At 68.7% G+C, this 13343-nt stretch carries 15 protein-coding genes; 10 read left to right on the top strand and 5 right to left on the bottom strand.

The features are described from left to right. Nucleotides 1–242: 242 nt before the first annotated feature. Both ABD308_RS25445 and ABD308_RS25440 read right to left on the bottom strand, forming a co-directional pair. Nucleotides 243–1232: an NAD-dependent epimerase/dehydratase family protein gene (locus ABD308_RS25445; RefSeq protein ID WP_344338906.1), complete on the bottom strand. Its 990-nt coding sequence runs from the start codon at nt 1230–1232 to the stop codon at nt 243–245. Continuing rightward, nucleotides 1229–1831, bottom strand: a complete 603-nt coding sequence (locus tag ABD308_RS25440) for a ScbR family autoregulator-binding transcription factor (RefSeq protein WP_344338905.1) — start codon at nt 1829–1831, stop codon at nt 1229–1231. Before ABD308_RS25440 ends, ABD308_RS25445 begins: the two co-directional genes overlap by 4 nt. A 179-nt stretch (nt 1832–2010) precedes the next feature. Between ABD308_RS25440 and ABD308_RS25435 the strand changes: the two genes are divergently transcribed. The 3 genes from ABD308_RS25435 (at nt 2011) to ABD308_RS25425 (ending at nt 5785) form a co-directional block, all read left to right on the top strand. Further along, complete coding sequence (locus tag ABD308_RS25435) at nt 2011–2988, top strand: ScbA/BarX family gamma-butyrolactone biosynthesis protein (RefSeq protein ID WP_344338904.1); 978 nt, start codon at nt 2011–2013, stop codon at nt 2986–2988. A gap of 156 nt (nt 2989–3144) precedes the next feature. Then, a complete protein-coding gene (locus tag ABD308_RS25430) occupies nt 3145–4353 on the top strand; it encodes an HNH endonuclease (protein ID WP_344338903.1) in 1209 nt (402 codons plus the stop codon). 739 nt (nt 4354–5092) lie between these two features. Beyond that, a complete protein-coding gene (locus ABD308_RS25425; RefSeq protein WP_344338902.1) occupies nt 5093–5785 on the top strand; it encodes a PDDEXK family nuclease in 693 nt (230 codons plus the stop codon). Here the strand turns inward: ABD308_RS25425 and ABD308_RS25420 are convergent. Further along, nucleotides 5743–6981 carry a DNA cytosine methyltransferase gene (locus ABD308_RS25420; protein ID WP_344338901.1) on the bottom strand — a complete coding sequence of 413 codons (1239 nt, stop codon included), beginning with the start codon at nt 6979–6981 and terminating at the stop codon, nt 5743–5745. The two genes, ABD308_RS25425 and ABD308_RS25420, sit on opposite strands and share 43 nt — an antisense overlap. 810 nt (nt 6982–7791) lie before the next feature. Between ABD308_RS25420 and ABD308_RS25415 the strand changes: the two genes are divergently transcribed. Further along, nucleotides 7792–8343, top strand: coding sequence for a hypothetical protein (locus ABD308_RS25415; RefSeq protein ID WP_344338900.1), 552 nt, complete (start codon nt 7792–7794; stop codon nt 8341–8343). Between the two features lie 60 nt (nt 8344–8403). Here ABD308_RS25415 and ABD308_RS25410 read toward each other — a convergent pair whose 3' ends face one another. Both ABD308_RS25410 and ABD308_RS25405 read right to left on the bottom strand, forming a co-directional pair. Continuing rightward, nucleotides 8404–9162 carry a glycosyltransferase gene (locus tag ABD308_RS25410; protein ID WP_344338899.1) on the bottom strand — a complete coding sequence of 253 codons (759 nt, stop codon included), beginning with the start codon at nt 9160–9162 and terminating at the stop codon, nt 8404–8406. A gap of 2 nt (nt 9163–9164) precedes the next feature. Further along, nucleotides 9165–9953: a GntR family transcriptional regulator gene (locus tag ABD308_RS25405; RefSeq protein ID WP_344338898.1), complete on the bottom strand. Its 789-nt coding sequence runs from the start codon at nt 9951–9953 to the stop codon at nt 9165–9167. A 219-nt stretch (nt 9954–10172) separates the two neighbouring features. Here ABD308_RS25405 and ABD308_RS25400 point away from each other — a divergent pair, with 219 nt between their 5' ends. From ABD308_RS25400 to ABD308_RS25375, 6 genes are all read left to right on the top strand, one after another. Continuing rightward, nucleotides 10173–10529 carry an SCO3933 family regulatory protein gene (locus tag ABD308_RS25400; protein WP_344338897.1) on the top strand — a complete coding sequence of 119 codons (357 nt, stop codon included), beginning with the start codon at nt 10173–10175 and terminating at the stop codon, nt 10527–10529. Between the two features lie 5 nt (nt 10530–10534). Then, nucleotides 10535–11944, top strand: a complete 1410-nt coding sequence (locus ABD308_RS25395; RefSeq protein ID WP_344338896.1) for an FtsK/SpoIIIE domain-containing protein — start codon at nt 10535–10537, stop codon at nt 11942–11944. Between the two features lie 79 nt (nt 11945–12023). Further along, nucleotides 12024–12233, top strand: coding sequence for a hypothetical protein (locus ABD308_RS25390; RefSeq protein WP_344338895.1), 210 nt, complete (start codon nt 12024–12026; stop codon nt 12231–12233). Nucleotides 12234–12238: 5 nt separating this feature from the next. Further along, the gene (locus tag ABD308_RS25385; RefSeq protein ID WP_344338894.1) at nt 12239–12421 is read left to right on the top strand and encodes a hypothetical protein; all 183 of its coding nucleotides are present in this window, start codon (nt 12239–12241) and stop codon (nt 12419–12421) included. Beyond that, complete coding sequence (locus ABD308_RS25380; protein ID WP_344338893.1) at nt 12418–12597, top strand: hypothetical protein; 180 nt, start codon at nt 12418–12420, stop codon at nt 12595–12597. Before ABD308_RS25385 ends, ABD308_RS25380 begins: the two co-directional genes overlap by 4 nt. A 5-nt stretch (nt 12598–12602) precedes the next feature. Further along, on the top strand, nt 12603–13334 hold the full coding sequence (locus ABD308_RS25375) for a DUF2637 domain-containing protein (protein ID WP_344338908.1): 732 nt from the start codon (nt 12603–12605) through the stop codon (nt 13332–13334). The last annotated feature ends 9 nt before the right edge of the window (nt 13335–13343 follow it).

Genomic DNA, 13343 nt, shown 5'->3' with positions numbered 1-13343 from the left:
GCGGGGCCGGGGGATGCCGGGGCGTTCCGTCGCCGGGACTGCCTGGGGGGAAGGGGGGACGAACCACATGGTCGGCGTGGCTCCTTCGCGCGGTCGGGGCGTGCCGGTGAGTACCGGCGCGGTTACACAGTGACGCTACGCCCGGCGTGCCGCATACGCACGGAATCCTCCGGATCCTCCGTCGGCTTTGGCATTTCCTTCGCAAATGCCCGCAGCGGCAGTGGTATTGGATGATCCGGGGGCTATGCGGCCGACTGCCCGGAGAGGTGCGCGCGGTACCAGGGCGCGGCGTCGGCGAGCCGGTGCAGCGGGCCGGGTCCGGGGTCGGTGCCGGCCAGCCGCCAGATCTCCTCGCTGCGGTACCAGTGGTGACGGGCCATCAGTTCGAGCTGTCGTTCGCCGAACACCCCGGGGGTCCTGCGCAGTGCGGCGGCGCAGCGCTCCCACGGCCAGTCGGCGCCGGGCACCGGCGGGAGCACGCCGTGCTCCGCGAGCGTCGCCAACAGCCCGGTGAGGGAGGCCGGTTCGGGATGGCCCGCGTGGTACACCCCGGACGGGACCGCCGCCCGGTCCGGGGCGAGGGCGAGGTCCGCGATCAGCCGGGCCAGGTCGCCCACCGCGACCAGTGAGAGCAGCGCCCCGCCGCCGTCCCAGCGGGCCGGGGCCCGGCGGAGCAGGTCGGCCAGGCAGGGCACCACCCAGCGGTCGCCGGCACCGAGCACCAGCGGCGCGCGCAGCACCACCGCCCCGGCGTCCAGCGCCGCCCGCTCGCCGGTCAGCCGGGTGCGGCTGGCCACCGAGACGGGCGCGGGCGCCACCTCGTCCACGCCGACCCCGCGGTGCGGGCCGGCGCCGTACACCGCCGAGGTGGAGAGGTGGACGATCCGGCCGACGCCGGCCCGTCCGGCCTCGGCCAGCAGCGCCCGGGTGCCGTGCACGTTGACGGCGGCGCACTCCTCCTCCGGCCCGCCGACCAGCGAGGCGAGGTGGACCAGCACGTCGGCGCCGCCGGCCGCGCCGCGCAGCGTCGCCGGGTCGGCGAGGTCCGCCGCGACCGGGACGGTCCCGGCCGGCGCGGACGAGCGGGTGAGCGCCCTGACCTCGCCGATTCCGGGCAGCGCGCGCAGCGCGGCCAGGACGGCCGAGCCGATGAAGCCGCCGGCTCCGGTCAGCAGTACGGCGGGCCGGTCGGCATCCGACCGCCCGCCGCTCTTCCCCCGTGCCCCGGTCATGCCGGCTGCTTGCCGCGCTCGCGGACGAACGCGCGCAGTTCGTCGACCACCGGTGCGGGCGCGATGCCGGGCAGCAGGAACCACCACAGCTGGACGATCCGCTCCGGCAGGTCGGCCCGCCCGGTGCGCAGGTGGGACATGATCTGCGACCCGGTGTAGGCCGCGACCAGCACCTGGGCGAGCTCCTCCAGCGCGACGCCGTCGAGCAGTTCACCGGCCCGCCGGGCCGCCTCCAGCTCGGCGCGGAACTGCTCGGCCCACATCTCGTACGGGCTGAAGTCGCGCAGTCCGAGCTGTCCCTGCTCGACGGCGAGGGTGACGCCGGCGCGCAGCAGCACGTTCTCCTGCAGCTCGTCGGCCAGGTAGAGGTTGACCCGGATGAGCTGGCGCAGCCCGTCCGGCTGCTCCGGCAGGTTCAGGTCGGAGGCCTGCTCGTCGATGACCGCCTTGGCGAGGTCCTCCTTCGACTTGAAGTGGAAGTACATCGCCCCCTGGGTGGTCCCGGCCCGGTTGATGATCTTGCTGACGCTGGACCCGCTGAAGCCGTACTCATCGAAGATCTGCGCGGCGGCCCGCAAGATGGTCTCGCGGGTGCGCACGGCTCGTTCCTGTTTGGCTCTTGCCACGAGTAGCTCCAAACTCCTCGACAAACAAAAAGAACGACCTCTATGTTATTCGCCATGGGGCCCGGCGTACACACCGGAGCGCCGATCTTTCACCTTGCCTGTGGCCACTCTGGGGGAGTGCATCCATGTTTCGCACAGACCACAGCACCACCATGCCCGACACCGTTGACGCGCCCATGACCGCCGCACCTGCGGCGCCCGCCACCGTGCCCAAGGAGTACGTGCACAAGCGGGCGGCCGAGGAGGTGCTGCTGACCGGCTGGGAGCAACTGGCCGAGGACTCCTACCGGATCACCGCGCGGTGGCCGCGCGACCACCGCGCCTACGGCGTGCGCAACGGCCACCACGACCCGATGCTCCTGGTGGAGACGATCCGTCAGACCTTCCCGCTGCTCTCGCACGTGGCGTTCGACATCCCGGTCGGCCACCAGCTGATCTGGGACCACTTCAGCTACGCGCTGATCCCGGGGGGCCTGTGGGCCGGCGCACGCGACACGGTCCCGCGGCAGCGCGGCGCCGCCGCCGACGACGAGGTGCGGATCGACGCCGTCTGCCAGGACGTGGTCCGCCGCGGCAACCGGGTGGCCGCGCTGACGCTCGCCTACGTGGTCAGCCGGGACGGCGAGCCGATCGCCACCGCGCAGACCCGCTTCACCGTCCAGACCCCGGCGATCTACCGCCGCCTGCGCGCCGGCAAGGGCGACCCCGCCGCGATGATGGCCGCCGCCGTCCCGCTGCCCGCGCCGATCCCGGTCGCCCGCGCCGGCCGCGCCGCGCCCCGCGAGGTCGCGCTCTCCGCCACCGACCGCGCCCGGCGCTGGCAGCTGCGGGTCGACACCCACCACCCGGTCCACTTCGACCACCCGGTCGACCACGCCCCCGGCTCACTGCTCCTGGACGCCGCCCGGCAGGCCGCGCAGGCGCTCCACCACCAGACGCCGGTGATGGCCGTCGCCATGGAGTGCGACTTCACCCGCTACGTCGAACTGGACGAGCCCTGCCTGGTCGAGGTGACCCAGCTCCCGCGCGACCCCGCCCGCCGCGACCGCGTCGGCGTGGTCCTCCAACAGGGCACGGGCGACCCCTCCTGCACGATCATCGTCACCGTGGCCCCGCTCACCACGGCCTGACGCCCCCCAGGGGCCCGCCGCCCGCCCCCTCCCCCCGGCGGGCCCCCAGGTGGAGATCCTGTCCTGATCGCTCTCATCAAGCGGCTAAGCACATCAACAAATAATCGGGTGATGCGCAAAGCGTTCTAGGCTCGGCTCGGATCCGAGGAGGGGACGTTGTCGATCAACATCCGAGAGCTGACCGATGCTTCAGCGGTCATCAAGGCGATCGCCGAGTACGACGAACTGGGCCGGCGGGCCTTCCTCACCCGGTACGGGTACGGAAAGGCTGACCAGTACCACGTTCAGTACAGTGACCGGCTCTACGGGGCGAAGGCCCTCGCCGGCGCGGCCTACGGCTTCCAGCACCCGATGACCGGCGCGCCCAGGAACACCCAGTTCAGCGGCGGCGAGGCTCATGCCAACGCTGTCCTGCGAGCGCTCGGGTTCACGGTGCTGAACGGGCGTCCGGGCACGGTTGACGGTGAGCGCGACTGGCGGCAGAACATCTGGAAGCACCTCGTCGCCTGCCGCGACGCCGACGGATTGGTGACCGCGGACGACCTTCGGGCCGTCGGTGCTGACGGTGGCCGGCAAGGGATCTGGGTCGACAAGGGCCGCACCAGGCTCATCCGCCCCGATGGCTTGGCTGTCAGCCTCAAGCACACCGGGACGGACTACCCGGACGCGGTCAACGAGGAGAGCGCGCTCCACCACTACCCCACCACCGGCCGGCGAGGACAGGACGAGGCGGAGGTGGCGGCGACCAAGTCCGCGGCCGAGCTCAGGCTTCCCGTCTTCGTGATCTCGGAACGGGGAGACCTGCGGTCGGTCACGCTCGCATGGGTAACTGGTTGGGAGGACAGGAGCAAGCAGTTCCTCGTGACCTTCAGCCCCGAAGCGCCGGCTCGTCTCCTCGACACCGATCACTCTGACGACCGGCCTTTCGAGCTCGAAGGCAACCGCCGTGGTCGGCGGGCGGGAACGGTGGCCACCCGACCTGACCAGGCACGGTTCAAGATGGAGATCCTCCACCGCTACGGGCCGAGCTGTCCGTTGTCGGGCATCGAGGTCGCCGAAATGATCGAGGCCGCACACCTGCGTCCGCACGGTGACAACGGAACCTCCGACGCACGCAACGGTCTGCCCCTCAACGCGGCACTCCACCGCGCTTTCGATGCCCACCTCTTCGCCATCCACCCGGAGACCCTGGAGATACTCGTCCGCCCCCAAGGCCCCACCCTGGCCCAGCTGGGCATCACCAAGACCCACCTGAGCGGCTTGGAGAGATACCCGCATCCCGTAGCCCTGGCCTGGCGGTACGAGAAGTGGCTGGAGAAGAACAAGCTCGCACAGCGCTCGGCGGTTCCCGGCTCGGCCTGCTGATCCCGGGGGGAGGGCGACGGCCTGCACCCGCGGTGTGGGCCATCGCCCTCTCTGCCGGCGGCCGAGGAGACCCGCCCGATGCGCCCAGAGCGCCGGGAGCGATCACGGCTGCCGGACGCTGAGGCCCAGTCACTCAGTCAGACACGCACAACGCCAGAGGGCCTACCGGATTTCTCCGATAGGCCCTCTGGACTGGGTCGGGGTGGCGGGATTTGAACCCACGGCCTCTTCGTCCCGAAGCAGCGCATGTTCCCATCCGACGTGGGCAGGAAGTCCTGTTGACCTGCACAGACAGTCCGTGCGTGTCCGCAGTCGTCCGCCAGTATTCGGGGCTGTTGTAACGCAGCTAGACACTCAGCACTTCAGATGGTCTCAAGCACCGACTGGCATCAGACCTGACTGTGGAGACAGTGGCGCGCCGCGTCGTTGGCCTTTGAGCATGACCTCAGAAGCGCCTCAGTTGGTTAAAGAACAACGCTGATGTCCAAAGGCCACGGGCCTCGACAATCAAGGCTTTGGTCATGAACCTGCACTCGTCGGCAGGAGGGTGGCTGGTTCCCGTTCGAGTCCGGAACGCGAGAGCCAGCAGCTACGGCTCACCGCATCGCGGCAAGCGCCGTGAGACGCCAGCTGAGGTCCTGCAGGAAGTAACCAGCGCAAAATGGGACGAATAGCGACAATATGGTCTTATAAAGATAGCTGCCAGCGAAACATGCGCGATCATGGGAGGATGCTCCGCATGGCTGTGCAGGATGACAAGCGTGAGCGGCAGATGCGCGACCGATTCAACCTCAAGGTGGACGAGGGTCGGAAGCGCGACGGGATCGATGCATATCTGAAGATAGATAACCGGATTGTAAACTTCGAATTGAAATCGACGACCAGCGGTTCTGTCTCGACGGTTCGCGATTTCGGTGCGGAGCATATCAAGAAGTGGCGTGATCTGCACTGGATTATTGCCGTATACGACAAGAGAGGCGAAGACATTATCCAGTGCCACTATGCCTCGCCTCGGGACATGCTGCCATGGATCGAAAAGAAGCGGCAGTACGTGCTTCCAGACTTGATTCTCGGCAAGGATATCCCGGGATTCGTCTCTCCGGAAATGATCAAGAGCATATTCGACGGGAAAAGTGAACCCTTCTCCTATAAAGATGCCAAGTGGCTCATGAAGAATCAGTGGAGCAGGGATCGATACCTGGCGGAAGCTGATATGGGAAGAGGCTATTCACTAATGAAAATGACCGAGATCCTGGAGGAGCGCTGCTCGTACCTGATGGCGCGCGGATCGACCCTTAACAATCCACATATCGAGAAGAGTTTCGTTGCGAAGCTCCCCCTCTTGGACGAGGAGGAGCCGGCGCACGACCTCCGGGAGCTTGTGCGGAACTATTTTGCGACCGCAGCCGAGACTGACGAGGCGACCGCGTAAGCGAGGGGCGGCGGCACAGCATTCCCAATCTGTCCAAGTGCCATGTATGTGGCGCCCTGGAAGGGCCAGTCTTCAGGGAATCCTTGAATGAGTGCGACATCAGGGACAGAAAGTCTGAAGTGTCCATTCTTGGCTACAAATGCGCGCGCCTGTTCTCGTGTTGCCGCCACTCCATTCGGCCAGATTTCCATAGCTTCAAATCGCCTCTGTGCGGCGACGCTGTTCAGGATGGAGGTCGTGTGTCGCGGACCGGTAAGTGCGCTACGAATGGTGGGTGACAAGTCATCGACCCCGATGTCTGCCAGCCCAAGAGCCTCCCTGAGGCCCATGCATCGCTCTGTTCCGGAGTCGAGTTGACGCTCTCCCCAGAAGTGTGTTGGCGTCGGGGGGGACCAGCGCGCGGCGGCCTTTTTTGTGCGGAATCCGACGAAGAAGACCCTTCGCCGCACCTGCGGAACGCCAAAGTCGCTCGCTTCAAGAATCACGGGGGTGATGTGGTAGTTCTTTGAGAGCGGCTCTATAATGCTGGTGTTTACATAATTGGAGAACTTGGCGCTGGCTAGGGCCGGAACATTTTCGCCAATAAATGCAATCGGCTTGATTGCTTGCACGGCTTCGACGAACTTTGGCCACATGTCCCGTTCGTCCAGATGGCCTTTTTGGCGACCTGCATTCGAAAAAGGCTGGCACGGTGGGCCGCCATGAATAATGTCGACTTCGCCCTTCCACTGGCGGAAATCGACGTTTCTGACATCACCTCCTTCCCCACCGAACACCTTCCACTCCGGGCGGGCGGCGGAGATCGTTGCAGTAGCGTCATTCATAATCTCATATGACGCCACATGCTCAAATCCGGCTCGATCAAACCCCAGGTCGAGCCCCCCGCCGCCACTGAACAGAGAGAGGGTTCGCAGCCCGTTTCGCCTCACCTGCGGCATCAGTTTGAGCGGATCCAAGCGAGGGATGTTGATTTCGTGGATGGGGGCAGGCCCATTGCCGCTCAGTGCCGATTCTCGGGCGCGTCGTGACTCTTGTGACATCTTTCGGTAACGCTCGCGCTCTGATTCCGTCAGGGCGCGCGGCTGATGGAAAGGAGATGTCGACGGGATACGGCTGGGAACCACGGGGTCAGCCCCGCGCTTATCCTCCAGGGCTTCGCCGAAGAGTTGCGACTGTTGGACGGTGTGCTTGGGCATAGGGGGAAGCTTACGAGACTGGCGGGGCTCTTGTCAGCTGGGTATGCAGACCGCCACTCTGCGTTGCTGCGGCGACGCCCTGCATGCTGCCGGGATCACGCATCGTGCATCTGTAGTCCCTGGTTGCGTGAGGCAGCGTCTGCGCCTCGCCCTCAGTAGCTGCGGCGCCCAGACGCTCCTGGACTCTGGTTGCGCACCGGGAGCATGGGGGTGGCTAGCTGCCCCGACCTCCAAACCTCCTGGGTTGGTCAGTCTCTATGGCTTTCCCTGTCTCGGCTGCCTCGGCTCTCTCTGGTTCCTCGTCCAACTGGCACGACCGCATGCGGGCGGCGGAGCGGTTTTGGCCGGTGTCCTGTCTGGTCTGGGGTCGAGCATGATCGGGGGGCCGTAAGCTGTTGCGACTCGGTCAGGGCTCTTTGGGCCTGACCGCAATTTGGCCGAGTGGCCCCCCGGTCTTGCTCGACGCGGGTCCCGGTCCTGGCAGGTGGGTAAAACCGCGGAGCCGCCCGTCACCAGCCACGACCGGTAGTGGCCTCAACCCGCCCCATCGCCGTCGGCCGCCGTGCGCGGGGCGCAAGACAGGAGCGGCGGCGAGCGGCTGGGCCGCGCGCTGGCGCGCCGTGCGCGCCCTGAACCCGTAGAGAAGATTTTTACGCACTCCTCTCCATCGCCTCCTCACCCCTCTCAGCCCTTTACCCCTTGCACGTCGCCTGCTGCTCGGCCCGCCGGTCTCCGCCTATGATCGGCAGGCTCTGAACTGACGGTTCTTCACCATCCCGCGCGGGGGCTATGGATACGATCACCCAGCTTGTGACCATCGCGGCCGTGGTGCTGGGTGGGCTGACGACGTACCTGACGAACAACTTGATGGAGCGGAGCAGGCGCAAGGACGGTCTTCGGCTCCGGTGGGATGAGAAGAAGCTCGACGCCTATGCCGACTACGTCGGGCGGGTTCGGACCTCGATCCACCTTGCGGTTCTCCTGTACGAGGTGCGCGAGGAGATCCGGCTGATGCCACGTACCGAGCACGAGTTGGCGATGGAACTGACCGAGGCCGGCGGCGCCCAGGCCATGGCCTTCGAGCGAGTCATGCTGCTCGCCGGCGACGAGGTGATCGAGGCGGCCCACGCCATTCAGGAGAACCTCGCCGCGATCGGCTGGCAGGCCCGCGGCATCGTCGACGGTACTCTCGCGGACTGGCGGGCACTGCACACCGAGGCGTTCAAGGCGATCAACCGGTTCCACGAATCAGCCCGCGCGGACCTGGGTGTCCGGGGCCGGTTCGAGGGAGAGCACCACACCGCCCGCGGGCTTCTGCTCCCTGGCGCCCGGAACTCGGATGGGGCTTCCGACCGGCCCTGAGCCGGGCAACGAGACGGCCCCGACGCTCGCGCTGCCGGGGCCGGTCTCGTCGAGTCGCGCTCAGCCGGCGTCGAGCCGCCAGGTCTCCAGCGCCAGGAGCGATTCCGCCCGCGCCTGGATGACGGCCATCCGCGCCGCTCGTTCGGTCTCCTGGCTGTGCGCCGCCTGGTGCGTGCTCTGCCCCGGCCACTTCCGGTACAGAAGCCCGGTCTCCTCGACGAACCACCCGCGGCTCACCGCGTTGAGCGCCAGCAGCAGCCCGGTGTCCTCGGATGCAGGCAGAGCCATCCACCCGCCCAGCGCGAGCAGCAGGTCCCGCCGGACGCACAGGGTCGCCGGATGCACCTGGGCGCGGAAGTCGTGGGCCTTCCAGTGGGCCAGCACCTCGCCGCGCTCGATCGACCCGGTCGGCGGGTCCTGATCGAAGCCGACTGTGCTGCCGTCCGGGAGAAGATCGAGCACTCGCGACGTCGTCCACGCCACGTCCGGCCGCTCACTGAGGACGGCAACGTCCCGGGCCAGTGTTCCCGGCGGAAGCATGTCGTCGGCGTCCAGCACCTTCACGAACTCTCCGGCCGCCCGGGAGAGGCCCATCGTCCGCGCCATGCCCGCACGCCCGTGTCTGCCCTGTCCGAAGCTGATCCGCGCATCGTCCGGGACGTGAGGGGCAACGTCGTCCGTCTCGCTGTCCTCCTGGATCACCCACTGCCAGTCCCACCCGTCCGGGAGATCCTGCTCAAGCAGCGACTTGTAGGCGTCCGCCAGGTACTCGGCGCTCGGGCCGTGGACGGCCGTGATGACGGTTACGAGCCTGGCCATGCTCACCACCTGCTCAGCTGGGTCGTGTAGACCATTTCGGCGCGGTCGCCCGGCAGCGTCACATCGGCGACCTCCACCACACGATCCGTCGTGTCGATACAAGTCTTCCGGAGAACGATCACCGCCACACCCACCGGAAGTCCAAGTTCCTCGATCTCCTCCGGCGTCGGGGGCCGGGCCCGGAAGGTCTCCACGATGCGGTCCAGCTCGATGCCGACCGTGTACAGCTGGTTCTGCGTTCCGCCGGGCCAGGGCTCCTGGTCGTCCCGGAGAAGGTTTGGGTTCCTGGCGATCATGTCGAGCACCAGGTAGGACCGGGAGACGTTGAACGGCGTGCGCTCGCCGTTGCGGCGGGTCCGATAGGTGCGCTCCAGCAGCATCGTGCCCTCAGGAACGCCGAACGCTGCGGCCAGATCGGCATCCGCCGGCTGCTGGGTGTACTCGGCGGAGAACACGAGATCGTTCACCGTCAGCCCGGTGTCGTGCTCGGTGGCACCTGTCTTCAGCCGCTCTTCCCTGGACTGGCGGGCGCGGTCCTTCTCCCACTGGTGTCGCAGGTTGTCCCGCTTGGCTGGGGTCGGCTGCTGGCGGACGAACGTTCCGCGACCGTGCTGCTTCTCCACCAGCCCTTCGGCCTGGAGCACTCCGACACCCTGGCGGACGGTCGGCACGCTCACGCCGTACTCGGTGGCGAGCGCGGGTTCCGTGGGAAGCCGGTCGCCCGGCGCCAGCTCGCCGGCGCCGATCCGGCGCCTGAGATCGGTCGCGATGCGCTCGTACTGGTTGGCCATGGTGCAGGTCACCGTCCTGTCGTGGTCTCGGGCCCATCCTAAGTCTTAAAGAGGTGTTGACGACTAGCTGATGACCGGTCATAGTCATCACCACGGCAACTCTTAATGAGGACTTGAAGACAAGACCTCAAGAGGTGCTGCGGATGCCCGGCATTTGCCGTGGTGAGACTGCCCGGAGGTTGATCGCTTCCCTCAGGGCCAGACGAAGGAGCCCAGCTCATGCGCTTCATCCCCGTCGACACGACCGGCGCGCTGGTGATGGTCGCCCAGCCGCCCCGCCCGAAGCTGAAGAACCGCCAGACCGGCGAGATGGCCATGGACGCCGAGACCGGTGCGCCGCTGGTCACCCTGGACGTCACGTTCGTCGCCAACGGCGAGGCCGACATCCTGTCCCTCACCGTCCCGCAGCCGGGCATCCCGGAGGGGCTGGCGCCCGGCATGCTGGTCAGCCTCACCCGGTTGATTGCCCGGCCGTGGGAGAACGAGTTCAACGGTCAGCGTCGCTCCGGCATCGCCTTCCGGGCCGACGCCGTGACCGTCACGGCCGCGCCGTCCCTCGCCGGCACGAGCGCCTGACCGCCATGGACGCGCTGACGACGACACTCCTGGAACTGGGCGCCCCGGCTGCAGCCCTCGGCTCCGGCGCCCTCTACGCCCGGGCCAGGATGCCCCGCACCTACTGGTCGACCATCGGCTTCCCGCTCACGGTCCACCGCATCCGACGCGACTACGAGGCCGTGATGGAGTCGTGCGGCCTCACCGTGGACCCCTCGTTCTGGCGGGCCATGGCGTCCTCGGCCGCCAACCGCCCGGCTCGGCCGGCGATGCCGCAGATCCGCAGGATCACCGCCAGCTCGACCGGCATGCGCATCCGGCTCCGTCTCGCCCGGGGCCAGGAGACGGCCGACGTACTGAACGCCACCGAGAAGCTGCGGCACGCCTGGGGCGTCCACGCGGTCTACGCCTCCGAGGTCAAGCCCGGCATCGTGGACCTGCGGGTGGTCGGCTTCGACGTGCTCCGCGACGTCCGGATGCCGCGCCGGGCCGGCGCCAAGTCCGCCGGCCTCCTGCGGGTTCCGGTCGCGCTGCGCGCCGACGGCACCGTCCACCACCGCGACTACCGGCAGGTCCCCAACGGGCTCGACCTGGGCGCCAACCAGTCTGGCAAGTCGATGTTCACCCGGAACCTGGTGCACGGCCTGGCCGCTCAGCCGGTCGCGCTCGTCGGGATCGACTGCAAGCGCGGTGTCGAGCAGCGTCCGTTCGCCCCGCGGCTGTCTGCGCTGGCGACCGACCAGGCCGAGGCGCTGGGCCTGCTGCTCGCGCTGCTCGTCGAGATGGACGACCGGTACGACCTGATCCGCGCTCACCAGGGTGTGCCCGGGGCGGTCGCTGCCGAAGACCTCACCTCGGACATCTGGGGTCTGCCCGAGAAGCTGCGGCCGGTGCCGATCGTCGTGCTGATCGACGAGATCGCCGAGCTGTTCCTGGTGGCGAGCAAGGTCGATGAGGAACGCCGGAACCAGGCCGTCACCGCGCTCATCCGCCTGGCTCAGCTCGCCCGCGCCGCCGGCATCTACCTGGAGATCGCGGGCCAGCGCTTCGGCTCCGAGCTGGGCAAGGGCGCGACCCTGCTCCGCTCGCAGCTCACCGGCCGCACGGTCCACCGGGTCAACGACCTGGAGACGGCCCGGATGGGGCTCGGGGACATCTCCGAAGTCGCCATGCTCGCCGCCACCCGGATCAGCCCCGACATGCCCGGTACGGCCGTCGCCGGCGACACCTCCGGCCGCTGGTACGAGATCCGCACGCCCTACCGCTCGTTGGCCGACGTCGCCGAGCGCTGCGCCGAGTTCGCGCACCTGACGCCGGAGCTGCCCCGCCTCGCGGCGTTCCGCCCGACGGCCCCGGCCGGTCAGCTCATCCCGGCGGACATCCCGCCCGTGCCCTCGGCGCCGCCGGTCTTCGCGCCGGCCCCGGCCGCCGAGTAGCGCCCTCTTCCTCCGGTCGGCGCGCCGCCTCGCGCCAAGTCCCTACCACCTCCATGCCTTGACACCTGAGGAGTTCACCGTGTCCCGCAAGCCCTCCGACGCCGAACTCGGCGCCGTCATCGGCAGCCTCCTGGCCAGCCGGAACGGGGCCGACATCGGCCCGCTGCTCGCCGAGAAGGCCGACCAGTTGGAGCGCATCGCCAAGGCCAACCCCGACGACCGCGACGCCGCCGCCCTCGCCCGCGAGGCGCGCGCCGCCGCCAACCGCGCCAAGCGCAACGGCCGGTGATCCGGATGGCCACCCGCAAGCGCCAGACGGCGCCCACGCCCGTGCCCTGCCAGCCCTGCGCGGGCACCGGTCAGACCGCCGTCACCGTCTTCGCCGGCCGTGGCGCCCGTCGTCGCAAGGTCGCCGAGCAGGAGGCCACGTGCCTGGACTGCCTCGGCACCGGAAGCACGCCGGAGGCCGTCAAGTGATCGAGATCCGCGTGATCTGCGACGTGAACGACGTGCACCTCGTCGTCGCCGACCTGGCCCGCTTCTGGACCGTGCACGACGTCAAGGAACACCCCGCCCGCGATGCCGGTCAGCGCCGTCTCTACGTCACCGCGTGCCGTCGTCCGCGCTGCCCGCACCTGAACACCGCCGGGTGACCGCTGTGCGCCGACTCCCCAAGCTGGACGCCGTACTGGCGCAAGCGGTGATCGCCGCCGCGCTCTCCTTCGCCCACCTGCACGACCTCGCCGAGGCCGCCGGCCAGGCCGGTTGGAAGTCCTGGGCCTACCCGGTCTCGGTGGACCTCCTGCTGGTCGCCGCCTGGCGCCGACTCCGCTCCGGGGCCTCTGTACGGCTCGCCTGGGTCTGGTTCGTCATCGCGCTGGCCGCCTCGCTCGGCGCCAACGTCGGCACGGCCGGGCTCCTCGACCTCGCCGACGCACCGGCCTGGCTCCGAGTGCTCGTCGCCGGGTGGCCCGCCGCCGCGTTCCTCGGCGGCACCTTGCTGGCTCACTCGACGACCGAACCGGCCCCGGAATCCGAGATCGTCCCGGCCGAAGACGAGTCGGACGACGTCCAGCCCGACGAACCGCTGTACGCCCCGGCCGATGAGTCCCTTCCCGAACCTCCGCCGGCGCTCCCGGCGCCCGCCGTTCCGGAGATCGCGCCAGCACCGGTCCCGGAGCCGGCTCCCGCACCGCCCTTGCCGCCGCTCCCGACGCCCGCGGCTCCCACCGCGAGTCCGCAGGTTCCGGCCTTCCTTCTCGAACACGCCCGCAAGGTCGCCGACGGCCACCGCGCCCGCACCGGCAGCCCGATCGACGCCGCCACGCTCCGCGCTCAGCTCGGCGTCCGAGACCCGCTCGCCTCGGCACTCGCCGCCGAACTCGCCTGAAAGGCAAGC

The organism is Kitasatospora putterlickiae, assembly GCF_039527695.1.
In the GTDB taxonomy this organism is placed as follows: Bacteria; Actinomycetota; Actinomycetes; order Streptomycetales; family Streptomycetaceae; genus Kitasatospora; species Kitasatospora putterlickiae.
Note: the sequence above shows the minus strand (reverse complement) of the source record. Positions and strands in the feature narration are given on the sequence as shown.

Bases quoted from the DNA above. Each gene is read 5' to 3' on its own strand.
- ABD308_RS25445 (WP_344338906.1), bottom strand. From the start codon at position 1,232: ATGACCGGGGCACGGGGGAAGAGCGGCGGGCGGTCGGATGCCGACCGG.
- ABD308_RS25435 (WP_344338904.1), top strand. From the start codon at position 2,011: ATGCCCGACACCGTTGACGCGCCCATGACCGCCGCACCTGCGGCGCCC.
- ABD308_RS25425 (WP_344338902.1), top strand. From the start codon at position 5,093: ATGGCTGTGCAGGATGACAAGCGTGAGCGGCAGATGCGCGACCGATTC.
- ABD308_RS25420 (WP_344338901.1), bottom strand. From the start codon at position 6,981: ATGCCCAAGCACACCGTCCAACAGTCGCAACTCTTCGGCGAAGCCCTG.
- ABD308_RS25410 (WP_344338899.1), bottom strand. From the start codon at position 9,162: ATGGCCAGGCTCGTAACCGTCATCACGGCCGTCCACGGCCCGAGCGCC.
- ABD308_RS25405 (WP_344338898.1), bottom strand. From the start codon at position 9,953: ATGGCCAACCAGTACGAGCGCATCGCGACCGATCTCAGGCGCCGGATC.
- ABD308_RS25400 (WP_344338897.1), top strand. From the start codon at position 10,173: ATGCGCTTCATCCCCGTCGACACGACCGGCGCGCTGGTGATGGTCGCC.
- ABD308_RS25395 (WP_344338896.1), top strand. From the start codon at position 10,535: ATGGACGCGCTGACGACGACACTCCTGGAACTGGGCGCCCCGGCTGCA.
- ABD308_RS25385 (WP_344338894.1), top strand. From the start codon at position 12,239: ATGGCCACCCGCAAGCGCCAGACGGCGCCCACGCCCGTGCCCTGCCAG.